The following is a 20,734-nucleotide window of genomic DNA, read 5'->3' as shown; positions in this document are numbered from 1 at the left end:
GTTACGCCCTCCTCAACAGGATACACGCGTGGCTTTGCAAGATCCCACCGTTATCGCTGCACATGATGATTTGCGGTGTTTTGTTCCCCGTTGCGGGGCCCAGCTGCCGCTCGCCGCAGCGTCCCATCAACTGCATGGCCCCCTCGCTGACGGGCGTCAAGCCCATATAGTAGGCTTCCGAGAGCTGCCCCCCCGAGGTGTTGACCGGCATGCGGCCGCCGGGCGCGATCGTCCCGCCCTGGAACCAATCACGCCCTTCGCCGGGTTTGAAAAACCCATAATCCTGCAGGGTGATCTCCACGGTGTAGGTAAAGCAGTCGTAAATCTGGCAGGCATCCACCGCATCGAGGGTGATGCCGGCCATGGCGAGGGCCTCTGCACCGGCCTTCTTGGCCCCGGTGGGTCCGTCCATCCAATCGGACTGTTCAATGGCCGTCGAGGGATTGTGCTGGCCCATGCCCATGATCACGGCCGGGGGTTGTTTCAAGTCCCGCGCCCGCTCCAGGGAGGTGACGATCAGGGCGCGGCCGCCGTCGTTCATCAGGCACATGTCCGGCAGGCGGAACGGTTCGACAACCCAGTCGGCATTGTCATAATCCGCCGCCGTCATGGTTTTGCGGTACATTTTGGCAATCGGGTTCAGATTGGCCCACTTGCGTTGACCCACGGCGATCTCTTGCCAGGTTTCGGGCCCCGAGCCGAACGTCGCCATCGCCCGCCGGGCCGCCAGGGCGTAACCGCCGACCGCCCCGAAATGGCCGAAGGGGGCACCATCCCTGGCCAGATCGAACAGCATCTGCTGCATGCTGTCGCTGGAAGAGGCATTGTGGCCGTAAGAGATCAATACATAATGACACATTCCGGATTCGAGCGCGCCAACTGCGTGCTGTAGGTGATTCCGCGATCAATTGGCATCCTGGCTCATGTAGTTCGGCGTGATGCCCAGATGCTGCGCGATCAATTGAGGGGTCAGGTCGATCTCATTGGATGCCGCCGGAAAGTGGCGGTAGCTGATCAGCCCGTCCACATCGGCAGGGTTCAAACCGGCATCCGCGATGGCGTTGGCCGATGCCTCCAAATGAAAGCTGAGCGATGTCCTGTCGGGAATCCGGCCCTGGGGTGTGTAACCTATGCCGACGATGGCGTATTTGTCCTTGAGCGATGAACGCATGATCGAGCCTCCTTTATACCGTGAGGGCGTGGCGCCGGGGATGCCCTTGACGTCCCCGGCGGCGCCGAAGCCGGGGATGCCGGAGAGAAGCGGCTGTTTGACCTTCATCCGCGCATCAGGTTTTCCCGGATCATGGCACGGCCTTGTCCGCGGCCGACGCACATGGTGGCCAAACCCTAACGGGCACTGTTTTTCATCGGTCGCTCGCCTTCGCTATAAAGAATTGCTGTTCGCCTTCATCATACATCTCACAACCCGAATCCCCATCCAATGAAGCGAAAACACACACCCTGCCAAGGTGCCGTGGGAGGCAATCGTCTTGCGATCTTCATGCTGCGAACTTGTCCCCGGTTGACTGAACTGGTAGACTCATAGATCATTTTGACGCAATAACAAATTTCCGTCAAAGAGAAACGCGGTTATGCACAAAACCCAAGTTGGGGCTTGCCCCGTTGGAAATCGAAATCGCTACCGGGATCGCTATCGAAATCGAAGCGAAACGAGGCGCAAAACGGACCTGAATCGATCCCGATCCCGATTTCGATTTCGATGCTGCTTTTGCCCGCTTCTCATCTTACTTGGGCTTTCTGCATAACCGCAAAGAGAAATGAGAGGGCGAAATGAACGAACGTTTTTGGCAAGCGCATTACGATTACAATGTGCCAACCACCATCCGCTACCCTCGGATCGCCTTGCCGGAGTTGTTACAGATCCCGGCCAACACCCTTCCGGACAAGCAGGCCATAAACTACGAGGGCGCCGCCATCACTTTCCAGGCGTATCGTCGCACCATATTGCGCATGGCCAATGCGCTGGCGGCCATGGGTGTGGAAAAGGGCGACCGCGTGGGCATCCAGCTGCCCAATTGCCCTCAGTTTCTGATTGCATATTACGCCGCCCTTTCCCTGGGCGCCGTCGTGGTCAACCTGAACCCCGCCTACGCTCTGGAGGAGCTCACCAAAATCGCCTCCGACACGGGCCTCTGCACCCTGTTCACCCTGGATGAAACCGCCCCCCGCATCCGGGATTTGTGCAGCCGGGTACCCATACCCCATGTCATCCTCACCGGGCGCTATGAGTTCGCCAAGCGCAAAGCGGCCGTGTCCACCAACAGTGCCCGGCTGGATTGGCATCTCTTTGCATCCCTGTTGGAAGGCGGTGACGATGAACGCAGGCCGCGGATCGAAGTCGACACCGAGGACCCAGCCGTCATCCAGTTCACCGGAGGCACCACCGGAATTCCCAAGGGGGCCGTACTGACCCACGCCAATATCCTCGCGGCCGTGATGCAGACCTCGCCGCGAATGTTTCCCATCATGCAGTTCATTCCACCCGAGCGACGGACGGCGCTGATTATCATCCCCCTTTACCATGTCTACGGCAACCTGATCGCCAACTGGTCCCTGTTCAACGCCGTGACACTGATCCTGGTGCCCCGCTTCGACCCCGATGAGGTGATCGACCTGCTTCTGGAAGTGGAAGAGGTGACCTATTTTCCAGCCGTACCCACCATGCTCACCGCCCTGATCAACCATCCGCGCATCGGCGAGATCGATTTGGGCCGCAAAATACATGTGGTCAATTCCGGTGCGGCCCCTTGTCCGGTGGAGCTGCTCGAGCGGCTGCGCGACATGGGTGTTTTTATAACGGAAGCCTGGGGCATGACCGAAACCGCGAGCATGGGGGCGTTCAATCCCATCCTCGGCAAAAAGAAACCCGGCAGCATCGGCGTGCCCGCCCCGGATAACGATATCCGCATCGTGGACACTGTCGACGGCACCACCGAAGTGCCCCGGGGACAGCCGGGAGAACTGCTCATCAAGGGGCCGTCGGTGATGAAGGGGTATTGGAACAACCCCGAGGAAACGGCGCGTCAACTGGTGGACGGCTGGCTCCACACGGGTGACATCGTCGTCCAGGACGAGGACGGTTTTCTCTTCATCGTGGATCGCAAAAAAGACATGATCATCGCCGGCGGTTTCAACATCTACCCGCGGGAGGTGGACGAGGTGCTCTACAGCCATCCCAAGGTCAAAGACGCCGTCACCGTGGGCATACCGGATGCCTATCGCGGCGAAACGGTCCAGGCCTTTATCGTCCCCAAGGAAGGGCAAACGATTTCGGCCGAGGAGATCATCGCTTTCTGCAAAGAGAAGATGGCCCCCTACAAGGTGCCGCGGCAGATTGAGTTTCGGGACGCGCTTCCCCAGTCCACCGCGGGCAAGATTCTCCGGCGGGTGCTCAGGGATGAGGCACTCAACAAGCACGGACAGGATTGATGGCGAACCGTTCGCGCCCTTTCATCAACAGCAGGGCGTGTGAAGTGGCATCCGGCAACGGTCAATTCAACTGCCAAATGGAAAAATTCAAGACGGCGGCATAGCTCACCCAAAGCCAGTAAGGGACCAGGAGGTAAGCCGCGCGCCGGTCGACCTGGAAAAACAGGATGCCCGTGACGCCGATCATACCCCACAAAAGGACGATCTCCACAAAGGCCAGCCCCGGGTTTTTCAGCCCGAAGAACAGAACCGACCACAAGGCATTGAATGCCAGGTGGACCCCATAGACCACAAGCGCCTTACCGGCCAACGGATGGCGCCCCCGCCGCCGCCAGATCCAAAAGGATGCGATGCCCATGAGGCTGTAGAGCGACAGCCAAACCGGCCCGAAAAGCCACCCTGGCGGCGTGAAGACGGGTTTGACCAGTTGGGCATACCAGGTCGGGATGGCCGGTGTCGTGAACAGGGAGCCGATCAGACCGGCGCATTGGGCGATGAGGATGGCGATGATGAGTTGCAGGACTTTCATTTTCAATCAGGCACGTTGGTGGTTTCTAAGAAGCGATTGAACACATTGTGCCATAAAGCGTTCCACAAAAAAAGAAAAGGGTTACAGTGCGACGCCTGTAACCCTTCTTTTCTCTAATTTGGTGGGCCGTGATGGAATCGAACCATCAACCTACTGATTAAGAGTCAGGTGCTCTGCCTAATTGAGCTAACGGCCCAGTGAAACACCGGGGGCTTGGTACCAAATCACCAACCGCTTGTCAAACGGTTTTCCGACCCCATCCAAATACGATACACCTCAGAATCGCTCCCGCTCCTTTTCCCGCCGCGCTCGGCGCCGGTCTTTTTTCCAGGATGCTTCATCGCGCCGGGTGCGTTCGTTGCGATCCGGATCGCCCTTGCCGGCCAGGGCGGATATGTCCGGAAAAAAACTGCCTGGTGTTTTCGGTCGTGGCGATGGTTCCACGGCCGCCTTGGCCGGTGGCACCTTGGGCAAGGGCGGCCCGGTGAAGGCGCCCACCGGGATCCCGTCGGCGAGAAACAATGCATCGCCATAACAGTGGAACACCACGCCGGCAGTCCGGGCCTCGGCAACTTGCACCGTCAGCACCACCGGTTCATTGTCCCAGCGCCGGCCGATGCGCTCGGCCTGCCGGGCATCCGTCGTCAGCATGACATGGGATCCGCCGATCGGGCCTATGCCGTTGGCATGCACCGCCGGATAGGCCCGTCGCCGCACCGTCGTGTACAGCAGTTTGGGCAGATCTTGTGCCATCGCCATTTTTGGCAAATGGGCACGGTCGGTGGCGCGCACCTGCGCCTCATGAATCTCGATGGGGGGCGGCTGTTCGGTCAGCACCACCATCTGCAGGTCCCCCTGGCGCACATGACGCCATTCCGGATCACCCTGCAATCCTTGCAGCAGCGTCTTGATCTTGACAAATCCCTCGGCATCCGGCACCAGCCCGAAGGCATCCGGCCGGCGCCCCAGCGCGTACCCCAAAAATTTTGCCAACTTACGCAACTCGTTCGGAGACATCGCCATTGCACACCACCCACCTGAATCCATTGTCACAGGCATCACTCAACCTGATTCCCCCATATGATTCCCGGGCGATAAAGTCAACCAAGGCGCGCGCGCCGCGAGGCTGCAAAATTTTGCACTATTTTGTGTTGACAACGGTGGGAGAAGGGGTTAAAAACCCATTTTTCGTCCGACGGGGCCGTTAACTCAGTCGGTAGAGTATCTGCCTTTTAAGCAGAGAGTCGTTGGTTCGAGTCCAACACGGCCCACCAGCTCACTGCTAGGACGAAACAAAAGGACACGCAGTTTCGTCCCCATCGTCTAGCCCGGTCCAGGACACCGGCCTTTCACGCCGGCGACAGGGGTTCAAATCCCCTTGGGGACGCCAATTATATCGGGGGTTGCATAATGCAACCCCCTTTCGTTTTGGTGCTGGATGCAAAGGTTGGTGCAAAGGGGGCCCAACCTCCTATCCGGTTGCGATATGTACGTTCAGTGGAAACGGGATTATTTCAGCTTCGCGTTTCAAACCTTCCACCAGGGCTTCCTTTACAAAATTTTATCCCGGAGCACGCAAATACCGATCCGTTGAGAATAATATCAGACGCAAAAACAACAGATTGTTTGGTGGGGCGGCAAATCCATGATTGCGTATTTTTCAGATCAAGGACATAATTGGCGGGCAACTTCAACCCGTTTCGTTTATAGAGGTAATAGATGGCATTGATAAAAATTGATGAAAGCAAGTGCAAGAAAGATGGGTTATGCGTCATGGACTGTCCGGCCGGCATTATCAAACAGGCGGACAAGGAGAGTGTGCCAGTGATGATTTCTCAGGGGGATAAAAGCTGCCTGCGGTGCGGGCATTGTGTAGCGGTGTGTCCCCATGGCGCCCTGGATCATGACAATGTACCCCTGGCGAACAGCCCGGAAATTGAAAAAGAGTTGGTATTGGATACCGCCCGGGCCAACCAGTTCCTAAGGACCAGGCGATCGATCCGGAGGTATAAGGATGAGCCGGTGGCTCGCGAGACGATACAGGCCCTGATCGACACGGCGCGCTATGCCCCCACCGGTGGCAATTCGCAGCTGCTGGCCTGGACGGTTCATACGGATAAGGCCGAATTAAAAGAAATATCGGATCTGACGGTGCAGTGGATGAAAATGATGCTGACATCGGAGACCGCCAAGAAGCTGCCGCCTTATTTTGCCAGAATTGTGGCAGCTTATGATGCCGGTATCAATTCCATCACCCGGGATGCGCCTTGTCTGATTGTGGCTTCCGCCCCTGGCTATTATGACAATGGCATGGTGGATCTGTCCATTGCCTTGTCTTACTTTGAATTGATTGCCACTGCCAAAGGACTCGGGACGTTATGGCTCGGGTTGATTACCCGGGCTTTGAAATTTTCCGAACCGCTCAAAGCATTGGTGGGTCTGCCCGAGAACCATACGCACTTTTATGCCATGGTGCTGGGGCATCCCAAATTCAAATACTACCGCCTGCCGGAGAGAAAAGCGGCCCGTATTTTCTGGAAATAGGCAATAAAAAAGGGGCGCCCGGGGATGTGAACTCCACCGGATCTTTCTTAAGGGTCAGGTCGGGGATGGATGGATTCTGCGGTCATACTGCTTCGGCGATGTCGTACTTTACCTGATCGCACAGGTTGCAATGCAGCTGTCCAGGACAGTCAATGGCCGGGGACGGTTTGTGCTTCCGGCCGTATCAGCTTTGGTAAGAGCACGTCATCCGGTTCCCCGCAAAACAGTTGAACCGAGGGCAGTCGATAACACGGCATTCTATCTTTTTTAGCTTACAGGTCAGGGTGTCAGCGGCTCGTTCTTTTTGGCCTCCTTGAGCAGTTGGTTGGCAATGATCAATTTCTGAATCTCGGTAGTGCCTTCGTAAACGCGCAGGGGGCGGATCTCGCGGTAGAGGCGCTCTACCGTCGCACCTTTAACTACACCCATGCCGCCGTGGATCTGGACGGCCTGGTCGATGCAGCGGAAGGCGGCTTCGGTAGCATACATTTTGGCGATAGACGAATGCAAGGTGGCGCTAGGATCGGCGCGGTCTTTTTTGATCGCCGCCAAGTATACCAGGCTGCGAGCGGCCTGGATCTCTGTGACCATATCGGCCAACTTGAAACCAGTGGATTGATAATCGACGATGGGCCTTCCGAACTGAACGCGTTTGCGGGCATAGCGCATGCTTTCGTCCAGGGCGGTTTGGGCCATGCCCACCGCTGCAGCACCCACCGACATGCGCATCAAGTCCAGGGTTTGCATGGCCAGCTTAAACCCAGCACCCGGTGGTCCTAACAAGTTTTCCTTTGGGACGTGCAAATCCTTGATTTCAAATTCTACAATGTCGTGGCTGGCCATCAGTTCGATTCGCCAATCGACATTCCATCCAGTCATGTCTTTTTCGACAATGAATGCTGAAAGCGCCATTGGGTTTTCCGAGGTGGGTGTCCGGGCAAAAAGTACGCCCATGTCGGCCGAATAGCCGTTTGAGATAAATCGCTTGCGCCCATTGATCACATAGTGGTCCCCCGCATCTCGTGCTTCGGTTTGCAGAGCGGACACATCCGAGCCTGCTTCTGGTTCGGTAAGGCAAAAAGTGGAAAGTCGCCTGCCTGCCGCCAGTTCTGGTAAATAGCGCGCTTTCTGTGATTCGCTGCCGGCCAGCACAATTGGGTATCCCCCGAGTCCCTGCATAGCAAACGTGGTATCCGCTGGTGCATAGATTCCGGCGATGGTTTCCCGGACCAGGCAAATCCGAACGGCACTCAAACCCGTGCCGCCATAGGCTTTGGGAAATAGTGGCCCGTAGATGTCTGAATCGGCCAGAGAAGCACGCAGTGCCTCAGGAACGTCGTTGACGTCGCCAAGCTGCTTGGCCAAAGGTGCCAAAACGGACCGGGCATATTGCAAACAGCGTTCTTTGAACTCTTGATCTTCTAAAGGAAGTAGTGTGAACATAGTCGTCTCCTACGTGAATTCAACCGAAGGGGTTTTGATCGCCGCTCTTAAAGTGATTTGGCCACTGTAATCGACTGAGCATTGAGCTTCTTGGCGGCCCGCATCTCAAAAACCAACAGGAAAATTAACAACACCATGCCCGCCGCTGTCACCCTCAGGCTAGGCGAAAAAACGAGAATGGAGCTGGCAAAAAACAGGACGCGCACGATCCAACCAACATTTCGTTTGAAATATCCCTGTGCGGCGATTGCCAGCGCGAAAATTCCGATGGCCGCGATTATGAATACGAAGATAATTTGCAATAGATTGCCATGAAGCAGCAATGCAGGGTTGTAGACAAAAAGGTACGGCAGCGTGTAAAGTACTATGCCGAAGCGGACCGCTTCCAACCCGGTTTTCATTGGAGGTGCACCGGCGATGGCCGCCGCCGTGAAAGCCGTGGTGCAAATGGGTGGAGTGATCAGAGACAGGGCACAAAAGTAGAAAATAAACATGTGGGCTGCCAAAGGCGTGACACCCATTTGGACCAGCACCGGCACTTCGAGGGCCGCCAATACCAAATATGAAACAACCGGCGGAAGTCCCATCCCCAAAATGATTGAAATCACCATGATCCAGAACAATGTGAAAAACAGGCTCTGGCCCGCCAGGAAGGCGATGATCTCATTGAGCTTCATTCCCACACCGGTCATTGTCAGGATGCCAAGGATGATTCCGGCGGCGGCACAGGGCACGGTGATCCAGATCATCCGCACGGCGCCGTCATAAAGGGCGCCGATAATTTTGGATAAATTCAATGACCGGGTGAAAATTGAAATGATCCACAGCGACAACAAAGAATAGGCGCAGGCATACATGGCCGAGTAGCGCATGGCCATGAGCACGACCAGGATCACAACCGGGACCATAAATACAAGCCCTTTTTTGACGGCCGGCAGAAATGGGGGTATAAGTTGTTTCTCTATTCCCTTGAACCCTTTGTAGCCGGCATACAGATCGACCATCAGATAGAGACCATAGTAATGGAAAAACGCCGGTAAAGTGGCTGCCAACGCTACATCCCAGTAACTCATGCCTGCCATTTGGGCCATGATGAAGGCCACGGCGCCCATGATCGGCGGTGTTTTGTAACCGCCGGAAGAGGCCACGGCTTCAACAGCGCCGGCAACGTAGCTTTCCATACCGGATTTTTTCATCATGGGAATGGTAACCGATCCGGTGGTGGCCACATTGGCCGCAGAACTGCCTGAGAGCATACCCATAAAGCCGCTGGAAAAAATGGAGGCCTTGGCCGGTCCTCCTCTTCGACCCCCGGCCAAGGCGGTGGCGATATTCAAAAAAACATCCGATGCGCCGCCTTTTTCGATGAAAGCCCCGAAAACGACAAAGACAATGACCAATGTGGCGCTGACGCCGATAGGGATGCCATAAATACCTTCGGTCCCTGCGAAAACCTGAACGACGATACGTTCCAGACTATAACCTCTGTGGGCGAGAAAACCTGGAAAGTAGGCACCGAAATAGGCATACACCATGAATAAGAGAACTATGATGGAAAGGAAAATGCCTACAGTTCTTCTGGTGAGCTCAAGGATGATGACGATGGCCGCAACCCCAAGAAAAATTTCCATGTTGGTAAGAAACGGGGAAACATACAGCGCCTGCCAATTAAAGGCCAGGTAGAGATTGGCGGCTATGAACAGCCCGGCGAACAACATGTTGATGGTAAGATCGATTTTCGGGAAACGTTGGGCGAACGGGTATCGATACAAGAAAAGCGCGATTATGAAGACCATGGTCAGATGAAACGTTCTTTGAATCATGGTCGGGAAAGTACCGAAAAAAGCGGTATAGAGCGACACTACGGAAAGGATCACCGCGCATACCATCAAGAAATGATCGATTGCCTTTTTTTTAGGAACTTCCATTCGCCCCCCCTTGAAGAATATGGCTGTCGCGTAGCCCCGGATGTTAAATGGCAACGCCGTGTTCAGCATAATACTTGGCGGCACCGGGATGCACGGGGATGGGCATGCCGTCATAAACTTTTTGTGGTTTGGTATCCTTGAACACCGCCGAGGCGCTTGTTATGAAACCAAGATTATCCATGATCGCCTTGGTGGCCTTGTACATGAACTCGTCCTCCAAATAGGCCCCGCAGCACATGGTGTAGGCCAGCATGGCATATTCCACTGGCTCCTTTTGTCCGCGGTAGGTGTTGGCCGGGAGGTAATCAAAATAGAGTGCACCTTCCTTGGATTGGATTGCGGCTTTGGCCGATTCTTCGATGGGGATGAAATTTAAGCGGGTCGATTCGGCCATTCGTGTGAAGCCAGGGACTCCTGCTCCCATGAAGTAGGAGCAAGCATCGATATGACCGTCGATCAATTTCTGGATGGCATCGTCGAATTGAATCTGCTCCGAACGGTAATCCCTGCCGGGGAGCAGGCCATGAGCCGGAAAAATGATTTCGTCGTTATTGATTTGGGTCATTGAACCGGGTGTGCTGGTGGCGATGGTCATCCCTTTGAGATCGCTGATCTTTTTGGCCCCGGTGGCGCTGCGGGCAACGATGGTGAATATGCCCGGGTAGGCGGCAAACCAGCCCAGGACGTCTTGTGTTGCTTCAAACGGATCCATTCCGTTGTACCCCTTGCGCAGGAAATCCGCAGTGGTCCATCCCAACTCCATTTCTCGCCGGTGAATCCGCATGATGTTTTCTCTGGAAGCGCCGGCTGTGGTCACCCCGGTGACATGATAGCCTGGAACATTGTCGTTGATCACCTTTGACATTGCTACCGCAAGTGGATACCAAGCGCCGGAGGCGCTGGCAGAGCCGAAGGTGTATTGCTGGATCCGTTGGGCCAAGACCTTGCCGGGAAGGCAGTGCAGCAGGCTTGCGGCGGCGACGCCGGCGGTTGTGAGTTTGAGAAATTCTCTCCTGTTGAAACCTTCCCTCCGAATCACTTCAATCCGACCGCTGTTATCGTTCTTTTTCATGGAGTGACGCTCCTTTCCGATTGCTAACGCCTGGGTTTATGGTTGCCGGGTGTTTCAGGGTATGCAAGAGTATTATGCGGATCTATTTTTCCTTTGATTGTCGGGTCAACACACTGAAAAAACCGTTTTCATACAATTGCAATGGGTCTTATGGGCGAGCCTGCGCCTCCCCGAATTTTCAAAGGAAGCGCGATGAACAAAAAGTCGATGATCCCATTGGACGAAAGTTCTTCTAAATTGAGCATTTCCATGATCTGGATGCCGTTTTCCTTCAAGAGAATAACATGACACGGAAGATGGTGTGGGGGTACCTTTTCGAATGCGGTAGTGTCGCTGCCAACAAAGCCTGCTTGGCAGGATGCCAAAAAACGTGCGCCTGATTCTACGACGCCCGGCACGCCCTCCTTTATGGACAGGTATTTTTTGCGGTCCTCCCAATATCGGATCCATCCGGTGCGAATGAGCACCACATCCCCCCGCTGAATCCGCACCTTCTTGCGGCTGCACGCATCCTGCAGTTCTTTTTGGCCAATGGCGAAATCGTTTGGCAAAACCTCCATGTCGAGAAGATCAGGGATGTCCAGCAATATGCCGCGTCGCACCACGGGAGCGGTTTCCTCGATGCTCCAGCGCTGCAGGCCGTTTTGGTAGCTTTGCAAATCGGAGATATCAAGGTCGTTATAGACGCGGTTGTTGCAGGCAACATGGCCCACGGCATCCAGATGGGTGCCTGTGTGGCCACCCATCATGAAAAGATCATTCAAAAAGCTGATCTCTTGATCGCCCATTGTGATATCACCATGCTTTTTCAAAAGCACGTAACCAAAGGGCGGTTGATTGGGATGATGCGGCATGCCCGGGTAGATGGGTTGGCCCAAGTCGAAAACGCGGCTATTATTCAACAAGGTTTCTATATAATCCTTCATTATTGTGTCTCCTTTGATAATCTTCGAACTATGCTTTCAGCAAATCGGACATTTCAGGTTTTGGGCAGCATGTTTTTCATGATTTTTCCGGTATGATTTTTGGGGAGATCTTCCAGAAAGCTGATTTCGGGGACTTTGTAACCTGCCAATTGTGTCCTGCAAAATTCTTGAAGATCCGCTTCGTTGACGCTTGTTCCTGATCGAACCGCTACATATGCCTTTGGAATCTCGCCTTTTTCAGGGTGAGGCAGGCCGATGACCGCCACTTCAAGTACGTCCGGGTGTTTATAGAAAATCTCTTCGATTTCTCTTGGATAAATGTTGTAGCCCATGGTGATAATAAGATCGTTTTCGCGTCCCACGATGAAATAATACCCGTCTTCATCCTTGTAGGCATGATCGCCGGTGTGCATCCATCCGTTAAAAATTTTCTTCTCGGTCAGTTGTGGCAGATGCCAATAACCTTGACAGACATTGGGTCCACGGAAAACAAGTTCGCCGACCTCTCCGGGTGCAAGGTGCCTGCCTTCGGTGTCGACGACCTTGACCTCCACGCCGGACACCGCAATCCCGATAGATCCCTGCTTGCGAACGCCATAGACCGGGTTGGCGGTGACCAACCCGGTAGATTCGGTCAAGCCATATACTTCAAGGACATCTATGTTGAATTGCTTTTCAAGTTTGGTTAGGGCCTCCACCGAAAGAGACGCACCCCCGGACAACATCATTCGCAGCGAGCGCAAGTCGTATTGATCTTTTGAATGGGCTGATAGCAGGTAATGGAACATGGTAGGGACACCCGGGTACCAAGTGACCCCGTGCCTCACTACAGCTGCAAACACATCCTCGCTTTTGAAGCGCTCCATCACCACCACAGTGCCACCAGAGCTCAGGCTTCCAAAGACAGGGCTTGCGTTTGCAAACACATGCACCAAGGGAAGGGCGGCGATGGTGACGTCGTTTTCCCGCAAGCCATAGCTTTGGGCGACATTGGGGCCCGAAAAAGTAAGGTTTTTATGGGTGATCTTGACCCCTTTAGGTTTTCCCGTGGTCCCCGAGGTATAGAATATGATTGCCGGTGCCTCCGGGTCGGAATGTTCCTGTTTTACCGTTTTTAATGGTCCAATATGCCCTTCGAAGACATCTTCAATCGTTTGGGCGCCTCTTTTGACCAGAACCTGTTTCATTTCGGTCAGGTTCGGAATGATTTGCGCCAACTGATCGTGGTGATCTGCGGTGGTTACAAGGAATGAAGCCCCGGCATCGTTGATGATGTATTCGATTTCGGCCGGAGAATAGAGGGTGTTGATCGGAACGGTGGCGCCGCCGGCTTTAGCGATGGCAATATAGGCGAGAATGACATCTGAGTGGTTGGGATGCAAAAGGGCGACACGATCATTCTTTTTGAGTCCTATCGCCCTGAAACCCCAGGCAAGCCTGTTGGTGATCTCCTCCAGCTGTTTGTAACTAATTTCGCGATCTGATCCAAAGTCTTTCAAGAAAACCCGGTCGGTGTACTTTTGGGCCTTATCTTTTACAAACGTTGCAAGGTCTTTAGCCATGTTACCCTCTGCCATGGCGGCTAAATGATCGTTCTGCCTCCATCCACGAAAATGGTCTGGCCGGTGATGAATCTTGCGGCCTCCGATGCCAGGAAAAGCACCGGTCCGATGATGTCCGCAGGACCGCCTATCTGTTTAATTGGGGTCAAAGCAAGGATGGTGCGGTGAATTTCCGGGTCGCTGATCCGATCAGTGGTCATGGGTGTTGCAAAGTAACCTGGTGCTACTGCGTTCACATTGATCTTGTGCTGTGCCAGTTCTTCTGCAAACGCCTTGGTGAGCATGATGACGGCTGCCTTGGTACCGGCATAAACCGAATTTGGAATACCGGGTCGCAGAAGTACCCCCGCCGATGAAGATATATTGACGATCCTTCCGCCGCCTTGAGCGATCATTGCCTTGGCAACGACCTGGCTGGTGAAATAGACCCCCCTGAAATTGACGCCGCTAACAGCATCGAAATCGGCCGGTGTTATTTCCAGCATGGGTTTGTGCACATTGATGCCGGCGTTGTTGATCAAACAGTCGATGCGACCGAAGTGTTCCACCACTTCCTGCACCATGCGTTGAATTGCATCGACATCGCTTACATCTGCCTCGATGGGTAATGCGGCGCTTCCTCCCCGCTCGCCAATTTCCTGGGCTGTCGCCCGGCTGCCTTCCAGGCTTCGCGAAACAACGGCCACACGCGCGCCGGCATCGGCAAGCCCCAGAGCAATCCACTTGCCGATGCCGCGCGATGCGCCTGTCACCATGGCAACCTGGCCGTTCAATCGCATGTCAGGAAGATGAATTTCCTCCATGGTTGTTTCCTCTGTAAGTATGCCTGCAGCTTAACCAATTGGAAAAATGGCGTTTGCAGGTGGGTCGTTGACAAGAAACTTGACGAGAATCTGTTTGGCCCTTTGGATGTGATTCTCCATGGCCTTGCCGGCTTTCGGGGCATCTTTATCGGCAATCGAAGCAATAATTTCGTCATGATCATCAGCGTAATCGCCGAAAGCTGTCACCATCAAACTGGTGTAACGATATCGTGTGATTCTGGTACGGATTTCCTCCACGACCCAGTTCATTTTGGCATTGCCACACTTTTCCCGGAACATTCGGTGGAATTCAATATTCAAGGGAATCCATGCCTCCACCGAGGCGCCACTTTTTTGCAGAGAGCGTTTAAGCATATCGTTGATCGACTTGAGACGATCGATATCGCCCTGCGATAAATTCGGCGTGGCCCATTGGACTGCCTTGCCCTCCATTACAGCCAATAAATTGTAATAATCCTCGACCTCTTTTGCTGACGGCTCCTTAACGGTTGCGCCCTGATTGGGCACATGAGTGACAAAACCTTGTTGTTCGAGAAGGCCGAGGGCTTCGCGGATGGATCCGCGTGAGCACCCGAAATGTTTGGCCAGCGGAATTTCCTTGAGGTGTTCGTTCGGCGTCAGAGAGCCAAAAACGATTGCCTGCCGAAGTTCCCGGCAAACTCTCTCCCTGAGTGGCAGTCGACTATTTTTCTCCATGGGTGTTTTTTGATCCTTGAATAATTGTCCGACAATATTGTCCAACAATAAAACCAATGACAGGGTCTTTGTCAAGCACAAATATGGACGTTCAGATTCTGAGATACCGCAGAAGGATCAGTATGGAGGAAATAGTGATGCCCCCAGATGAAAAAATGAAAATCGGTCAATTCAGAAGCACGCTCACCGAATGTGGGTGAGGTCGTTGATTTTACAACCGGGAAGTGGCAAATTGAAGAATGTACGGACATCGCCGCGATGCAGGGCGATCGGATCGAGATCCGGGGGCTTTGCGCGTTTAATGTCAAGGTGCTCAAGCAGCGCGGATCTATTCAAACGGGTAGGAGATCGCAAACATGAATCAAACTCCGACTCACGAAGAGCTCATTCAACGCATCCGATCCCTTGAAAATGAATGTGCCGAGCTTCGCCGCAGAGTTCTCCAAATGTCCGATAGCGACAATAAATTCCGCGCCTTTTTCGATAACAATCTGGATGGGCTGTTGATCACAAAACCGGATGGCGCGATTTTGGAGGCCAACCCCGCTGCCTGCGCAATGTTTGGATATCGCTTGGAAGAGCTGCTTCGCTTGGGCAGAGAGGCCATCGTCGATCCGGATGATCCCAGACTTGCGCCCGCCTTGCGGCAAAGGGCTGAAAACAGATATTTTTCCGGGGAGCTCAACTTCAAACGCAAGGATGGCACCATCGTGCCGGTGGAGATCACATCGGTTGTTTTCAACACCAAGGCGGGCGACGAACGGGCCAGCATTATCGTAAGGGACATCTCGGAGCGCAAGCTCGCTCAAGAGCGGCATGATCGGCAGGAGTACCTGAACCAGCTGCTGCTCGACTCAATTCCTTGTATCGCAATTCTTTTGCGCCCCGAAACCAGGGAAATTGTCGCAATGAACAAAGCGGCCAAAGAGGCCGGTTGCGAATACAGCCATACCTGTTACGAGACTTGGCCCAAGTTCAAGGAGCCCTGTCCCTGGTGCTTGGCTCCCGCCGCATGGGCCGACGGCAAGGCCCACCACCTGGAGTTCGAGGGGTTGTCGGCGGCCTGGGAGGCGCACTGGGTGCCGGTCTCCGATGACCTGTATCTGCATTATGCCTTTGATGTCACCGATCGCAAGGTTGCCCAAAAGGAGATCGAGAAGCAACGGTACTTGCTGCAATCCATGGAAAAAATATCCAGGGTCGGCGGCTGGGAATATGAGCTGTCCACTCAGAAAGTATCATGGACCGATGGCACCTATGCCATTCATGGTCTTGCCAAGGGTGAATTCAACCCCGTCGATCCTGACCGCAACATCCAACTGTATCATCCCGAGGATCAAAAGATCATTTCTGAGGCCTTCAGGCGTGCGGTGGAGAAGGGCGAGCCCTATGATCTGGAACTGCGTTTGTGCTCCGAAAACCGTGCCGTCCAATGGGTGCGCACCATTGGACGGCCCGAGATGCATGAGGGCCGGGTGGTTCGCGTCCTGGGCAATATCATTGACATCACCGCACGCATCAAGGCGGAGGAGGAGCGGGCAGGGATGCAGGGGCAACTGCTCCAAGCGCAAAAGTTGGAGTCGGTGGGCCGTTTGGCCGGGGGCGTGGCCCACGATTACAACAACATGCTCAGCGTGATCGCAGGTTACACTGAGCTGGCCCTGGAGAGGGCCGCTCCCGACAGCGAACTGCACGCCGATTTGAAGGAGGTCCAGGCGGCGGCCAAGCGCTCCATCGATATCACCCGGCAATTGCTGGCCTTTGCCCGCAAGCAGACCATCGACCCGCAGGTGGTGGATCTCAATGAGCTGGTGGAAAGCATGCTTCGGATGCTGCGGCGGCTGATCGGCGAGGAGGTCGAGCTGGTCTGGTATCCCGGCAAGCACCTGTGGGCCGTTGAAATGGACCCGGCCCAGGTGGACCAGATCCTGGCCAATCTGTGCGTCAATGCCCGCGATGCCATCGACGGGGTGGGCAGGGTGACCATCGAGACCGGCAACGCGGTCTGCGATGATGCCTGGTGTAACGCCAATGCAGGCAGCCGACCCGGTGAGTTTGTGGTCCTGACCGTGTCCGACGACGGTTGCGGGATGGATAAAGAGACCTTGGGACGGATCTTCGAGCCGTTTTTCACTACCAAAGGCGTCGCCGAGGGCACCGGGCTCGGTCTGGCCACAATCTACGGTATTGTCCAACAAAACGAGGGATTCATCAATGTACATAGCGCGCCGGGGCAAGGGACCACCTTCAAGATCCACCTGCCGCGGCACGCCGCCGACCCGGCACCCATCGAAATGGAAACCGAGCTGCAGCCGCCGGTGGGTCACGGCGAATCGGTTCTAGTGGTAGAGGATGAGCCGGCCATCATGAAGATGACCCAGGCGCTGCTACAACGGTTGGGCTACCGAGTGTTTGCTGTCGGCTCGCCGAGCCAGGCGCTGCAGTTGGCCAAAACGCACACCGATGACATCGATCTGCTGGTGACCGATGTGGTGATGCCCGAGATGAACGGTCGCGATCTGGCCCATCAAATGCATTCCCTCTATCCGAACCTGAAGACTTTGTACATGTCAGGCTACACGGCCGATGTGATCGCTCAGAGAGGCGTGCTGGAAAAGGGTGTGAATTTCATTCAAAAGCCTTTTTCCATCAAGGAGTTAAGCTTTCAGGTGAGAGCAACATTGGACCAGAAATAGCCGAATAAAATCAATCAGGAGTGGTCTATGAGTACTGATATTGCAAAAGAGGAGTTGCTCCAAAAAGTACAAAAGCTCAAGGCGAAATCCTTTATCGAAGATGGACTATTGGACCAAGTGTGCGAAGTCATACAAGAATCATCCCTTCGCGAAAAAGAATTGCGTGCAATCATGAATGGATCGAAGGCAGTACTTGACCAGAAAGGGTTTGCAGAGTCGGCACGATCCATTTTCGACCACTGTAAAGATTTGATTGGAGCTACCTCCGGTTATGTTGCCCTGCTAAATGAAACCGGGGAAGAAAATGAGGTTCTCTTTCTGGAAGCAGGAGGGCATTCTTGTAATGTCGATCCAGATTTGCCAATGCCGATTCAAGGATTGCGAGCGGAAGCTTATCATACCAATAAGGCGGTTTATCACAATCATTTTATGAACAGCGAATGGGTCCATTTAATGCCCAAAGGCCATATGATATTAAGAAATGTGATGTTTGCACCCCTTGTGCTGAAAGGGAAAACGGTCGGGATCATTGGTCTTGCCAATAAGGATGGCGACTTTAATGATAACGATGCAAAAATGGCGACCGGATTTGGCGAATTGGCAGCGATCGCTTTACAGAACAGTAGAAACCTGGATGATAGAATACAGGCTGAAAAACAGCGTGAAAAAACAATCGGCGATTTGAAGCAAGCCCTGGCTGAAGTTAAAAAGTTGAGCGGTTTGCTGCCCATATGCAGCCACTGCAAGAATGTTCGCGATGACAAGGGGTATTGGAATCGAATTGAAACCTATATCCATAAGCATTCGGAAGCTGAATTCAGCCATAGTGTTTGCCCGGATTGCGCCAAGGAATATTATCCCGATATTGATATCTATGACGATTGATTCACCGCAACAATACATTTCCGCAAAGGGAAGGGGGTGAATCTGATGTATGCTGCGGCTGCATCAGCAGCCGCGACGCTTTGTCAGCAATAATATTTCCAGACACGAAAGGAGTAGCAAATGAAAAAAGTTGCGATTATCGGATGCGGCGCCTACATGGACAGTGGATACGGATGCGCCGGTGAATGGCGCTGTCTTAAGGCGGCAGCCATGGGAGAGGGCAAGTTTGACGAGCCGGTGGCGGTGGTGGCGTTTGTAAAATGCGAGTGTCCGGGCCGCAGTGTCGCGCCCAACACCGGCGTGGCCATCAAAATGTCCCAGGTCAAGCCCGACGCGATCTATCTGAGTTCCTGCATGGCCAATGCCAAACCAGCATGCCCCTACACATCCGCCGAGGAGATGGCCACCATCATCGGCGAAAAAACCGGCGTACCCGTTTTTCTGGGCACCCATGACTATCACTAGGTGCGGTTTCGCGGGCCCTGAAGATCCGACTTCCAAGTCGATCTTTATGATTCATGCCGGCCCACATCCATCGATATGGGCCGGTCCAGGCCGCTTCCCGTCCGCACGGTTGAAGCGGTAAAAGGTCCGCGTGTCTTTGAATTTCCACGCGGCAAGGAGGCTTCCATGAAAAAAGGTGAAAAATTGGTTGTCGTCGGTTGCAGCGGCGCGGGCGGTCCAGCCGCCATGCTGGCCAAGAAATTGATGCCCGAGGTCGATGTCACGGTGATCCGCAAGGAACCCAATTTCATCGTCCGATGAGCGCTTCCCCATGTCGTGGCCGGTCTGGCCGCGCCGGAGTCCATTGTGGTGCCGGACAAAAAACTCGAGGAAGCAGGCATCAACGTCACCGTAGGTGAAGTAACGGAGCTGGATACCGCCCAAAAGCAGGCGTTGACGGCCGACGGCCGGCGATTTCCCTATGACAAGCTGTTTCTGGCCACCGGATCGAGCGCATTCATCCCGCCACTCGGCGGCCGGGAGCTCAACGGGGTGTGCGCCCTTCGCGGCCTTGACGACGCCGAACGGATCAAAGCTTTTCTGGCTGAAACAAAGCCCGCCAAGCTGGTCTTTATCGGCGCGGGCTTTATCAGCATGGAAATCGCGTCGCTGTTGGCCACCCAGAACCCCGGCGCCTATGACATCACCGTGGTGGAACAGTGCGATCGACCCCTGCCCCTGATGCTGGATAAAGATATGGCCGGTCCGGTTGCGGAATATCTTGATAAGCAGGGGATTCGCCTGATGACCGACGCAAAGGTGGAACAAATTGTGGGGCAAGACACCCATGTCCGCGGCGTGGCCCTCGATTCCGGAAAGATCATCGACGCGGATATGGTTTTTGTCAATGTGGGGGTCAGACCCAACGTCGCGCTGGCGGAAAAAGCAGGCCTGAAAATGGGCCGGTTCGGGATACAGGTGAATCGGTTCCAGGAAACATCCGACCCGGACATCCTGGCGGGCGGCGATTGTGTCGAAAAGATCAACTTCATCACCGGCAAGATCGACGCCGGATGCCTCAGGGGGCCGGCGGTGATGCAGGGACGCCTGGCGGCAAAGCGCCTCGCCGGATTCGACATCGGCTTTCCCGGCGTGCTCAACGCCGGCGGCTGTCGGATGTTCGACCTTGTGGTCGCCTCCACCGGTCTGACCGAAGAGACCGCCGCCCGGGAAGGGTTCGAAACGATCTGTGCCGCCGTGGATTCTCGCAGCAAGCACGGCATGATCCCCGGCATGCAGCCCTGGCGGATCAAGCTGGTTTTCGACCGGGAAACCAAAAAGCTGATCGGCGGTCAGATCGTCAGCCACGACGTTGCGCCCGCCCGCGAAATCGACGCCGTCAGCGCGTTCATTCTCGGCGGCAAAACCATGGCCGATCTCACCACCTTCACATCGGCCTGCAACCCGGACATCTCCTCCGAGCCGAGCATGGAACCCATCACCATCGCGGCGGAACAGGCTCTGCAGCAATCAGGATGACATCTTGCCAATCCCGGCGCATCCGGTCGATCAGCACCGTTTTGCGCCGGGCCGATCTTCTTGCAAAAGCGCAACTGAAACCATGTATTGGAGCGTGGCAACCACCACTTGGTGACGGTTGCCACGCGAACAGCATTCATCCATAATTGCTTCCTGGCCAGCCCATAGGTCTTTGCGGCTTGCCGCACAATACCAA

At 54.7% G+C, this 20,734-nt stretch carries 18 protein-coding genes and 3 tRNA genes; 9 read left to right on the top strand and 12 right to left on the bottom strand.

Annotated elements, in window-relative coordinates; all coding sequences use genetic code 11:
* Nucleotide 1: 1 nt before the first annotated feature.
* Together MRX98_RS09010 and MRX98_RS09005 are read right to left on the bottom strand one after the other, a co-directional pair.
* Nucleotides 2-859: a thiolase family protein gene (locus tag MRX98_RS09010; RefSeq protein WP_246905922.1), complete on the bottom strand. Its 858-nt coding sequence runs from the start codon at nt 857-859 to the stop codon at nt 2-4.
* A gap of 45 nt (nt 860-904) precedes the next feature.
* Entirely contained in the window at nt 905-1,279 is a 375-nt protein-coding gene (locus MRX98_RS09005; protein ID WP_246905919.1) for a hypothetical protein, read from the bottom strand.
* Between the two features lie 512 nt (nt 1,280-1,791).
* Here MRX98_RS09005 and MRX98_RS09000 point away from each other — a divergent pair.
* On the top strand, nt 1,792-3,450 hold the full coding sequence (locus MRX98_RS09000; RefSeq protein ID WP_246905917.1) for a long-chain-fatty-acid--CoA ligase: 1,659 nt from the start codon (nt 1,792-1,794) through the stop codon (nt 3,448-3,450).
* A gap of 61 nt (nt 3,451-3,511) precedes the next feature.
* Here the strand turns inward: MRX98_RS09000 and MRX98_RS08995 are convergent, their stop codons facing one another.
* The 3 genes from MRX98_RS08995 to MRX98_RS08985 all read right to left on the bottom strand — a co-directional run bounded on the left by MRX98_RS08995 (nt 3,512) and on the right by MRX98_RS08985 (nt 4,972).
* Nucleotides 3,512-3,979 (bottom strand): TspO/MBR family protein, encoded by a 468-nt coding sequence (locus tag MRX98_RS08995; RefSeq protein ID WP_246906469.1) that lies wholly within the window; start codon nt 3,977-3,979, stop codon nt 3,512-3,514.
* 119 nt (nt 3,980-4,098) lie between these two features.
* Nucleotides 4,099-4,175, bottom strand: a tRNA-Lys gene (locus MRX98_RS08990).
* An 80-nt stretch (nt 4,176-4,255) separates the two neighbouring features.
* A complete protein-coding gene (locus MRX98_RS08985; RefSeq protein ID WP_246905915.1) occupies nt 4,256-4,972 on the bottom strand; it encodes an RNA 2'-phosphotransferase in 717 nt (238 codons plus the stop codon).
* Nucleotides 4,973-5,177: 205 nt separating this feature from the next.
* On the opposite strand from MRX98_RS08985, the gene MRX98_RS08980 reads away from it, so the two are divergent.
* The 3 genes from MRX98_RS08980 to MRX98_RS08970 all read left to right on the top strand — a co-directional run bounded on the left by MRX98_RS08980 (nt 5,178) and on the right by MRX98_RS08970 (nt 6,523).
* Nucleotides 5,178-5,253 (top strand) — tRNA-Lys (locus tag MRX98_RS08980).
* A 38-nt stretch (nt 5,254-5,291) separates the two neighbouring features.
* Nucleotides 5,292-5,369 (top strand) — tRNA-Glu (locus MRX98_RS08975).
* A 329-nt stretch (nt 5,370-5,698) separates the two neighbouring features.
* Nucleotides 5,699-6,523 (top strand): nitroreductase family protein, encoded by an 825-nt coding sequence (locus MRX98_RS08970; RefSeq protein WP_246905913.1) that lies wholly within the window; start codon nt 5,699-5,701, stop codon nt 6,521-6,523.
* A gap of 279 nt (nt 6,524-6,802) precedes the next feature.
* On the opposite strand, the gene MRX98_RS08965 is transcribed toward MRX98_RS08970, so the two are convergent.
* The 7 genes from MRX98_RS08965 to MRX98_RS08935 form a co-directional block, all read right to left on the bottom strand.
* On the bottom strand, nt 6,803-7,966 hold the full coding sequence (locus MRX98_RS08965; RefSeq protein WP_246905904.1) for an acyl-CoA dehydrogenase family protein: 1,164 nt from the start codon (nt 7,964-7,966) through the stop codon (nt 6,803-6,805).
* A 47-nt stretch (nt 7,967-8,013) separates the two neighbouring features.
* Nucleotides 8,014-9,894 (bottom strand): TRAP transporter permease, encoded by a 1,881-nt coding sequence (locus MRX98_RS08960; protein ID WP_246905901.1) that lies wholly within the window; start codon nt 9,892-9,894, stop codon nt 8,014-8,016.
* Nucleotides 9,895-9,937: 43 nt separating this feature from the next.
* Nucleotides 9,938-10,966 carry a TAXI family TRAP transporter solute-binding subunit gene (locus MRX98_RS08955; protein ID WP_281432284.1) on the bottom strand — a complete coding sequence of 343 codons (1,029 nt, stop codon included), beginning with the start codon at nt 10,964-10,966 and terminating at the stop codon, nt 9,938-9,940.
* A gap of 128 nt (nt 10,967-11,094) precedes the next feature.
* Nucleotides 11,095-11,892: a cyclase family protein gene (locus MRX98_RS08950; protein WP_246905896.1), complete on the bottom strand. Its 798-nt coding sequence runs from the start codon at nt 11,890-11,892 to the stop codon at nt 11,095-11,097.
* A 53-nt stretch (nt 11,893-11,945) separates the two neighbouring features.
* The gene (locus tag MRX98_RS08945) at nt 11,946-13,454 is read right to left on the bottom strand and encodes a class I adenylate-forming enzyme family protein (protein WP_246905893.1); all 1,509 of its coding nucleotides are present in this window, start codon (nt 13,452-13,454) and stop codon (nt 11,946-11,948) included.
* Nucleotides 13,455-13,474: 20 nt separating this feature from the next.
* On the bottom strand, nt 13,475-14,257 hold the full coding sequence (locus tag MRX98_RS08940) for an SDR family NAD(P)-dependent oxidoreductase (RefSeq protein WP_246905890.1): 783 nt from the start codon (nt 14,255-14,257) through the stop codon (nt 13,475-13,477).
* A gap of 30 nt (nt 14,258-14,287) precedes the next feature.
* Nucleotides 14,288-14,974: a GntR family transcriptional regulator gene (locus tag MRX98_RS08935; protein WP_246905887.1), complete on the bottom strand. Its 687-nt coding sequence runs from the start codon at nt 14,972-14,974 to the stop codon at nt 14,288-14,290.
* A 356-nt stretch (nt 14,975-15,330) separates the two neighbouring features.
* Between MRX98_RS08935 and MRX98_RS08930 the strand changes: the two genes are divergently transcribed.
* From MRX98_RS08930 to MRX98_RS08915, 5 genes are all read left to right on the top strand, one after another.
* The gene (locus tag MRX98_RS08930) at nt 15,331-17,670 is read left to right on the top strand and encodes a hybrid sensor histidine kinase/response regulator (protein WP_343217745.1); all 2,340 of its coding nucleotides are present in this window, start codon (nt 15,331-15,333) and stop codon (nt 17,668-17,670) included.
* Between the two features lie 27 nt (nt 17,671-17,697).
* A complete protein-coding gene (locus tag MRX98_RS08925; protein WP_246905881.1) occupies nt 17,698-18,555 on the top strand; it encodes a GAF domain-containing protein in 858 nt (285 codons plus the stop codon).
* A gap of 120 nt (nt 18,556-18,675) precedes the next feature.
* Nucleotides 18,676-19,020, top strand: a complete 345-nt coding sequence (locus MRX98_RS08920) for a CGGC domain-containing protein (RefSeq protein ID WP_246905878.1) — start codon at nt 18,676-18,678, stop codon at nt 19,018-19,020.
* Nucleotides 19,021-19,185: 165 nt separating this feature from the next.
* Nucleotides 19,186-19,320 (top strand): hypothetical protein, encoded by a 135-nt coding sequence (locus MRX98_RS22010; protein ID WP_281432283.1) that lies wholly within the window; start codon nt 19,186-19,188, stop codon nt 19,318-19,320.
* A 15-nt stretch (nt 19,321-19,335) separates the two neighbouring features.
* Nucleotides 19,336-20,538 carry an FAD-dependent oxidoreductase gene (locus MRX98_RS08915; RefSeq protein WP_343217744.1) on the top strand — a complete coding sequence of 401 codons (1,203 nt, stop codon included), beginning with the start codon at nt 19,336-19,338 and terminating at the stop codon, nt 20,536-20,538.
* Nucleotides 20,539-20,734: the final 196 nt, after the last annotated feature.

The organism is Desulfatitalea alkaliphila (genome assembly GCF_022968795.1).
Classification (GTDB): domain Bacteria; phylum Desulfobacterota; class Desulfobacteria; order Desulfobacterales; family Desulfosarcinaceae; genus Desulfatitalea; species Desulfatitalea alkaliphila.
The sequence above is the reverse complement of the archived record's forward strand: the minus strand, read 5'-3'. Positions and strand labels throughout refer to the sequence as shown.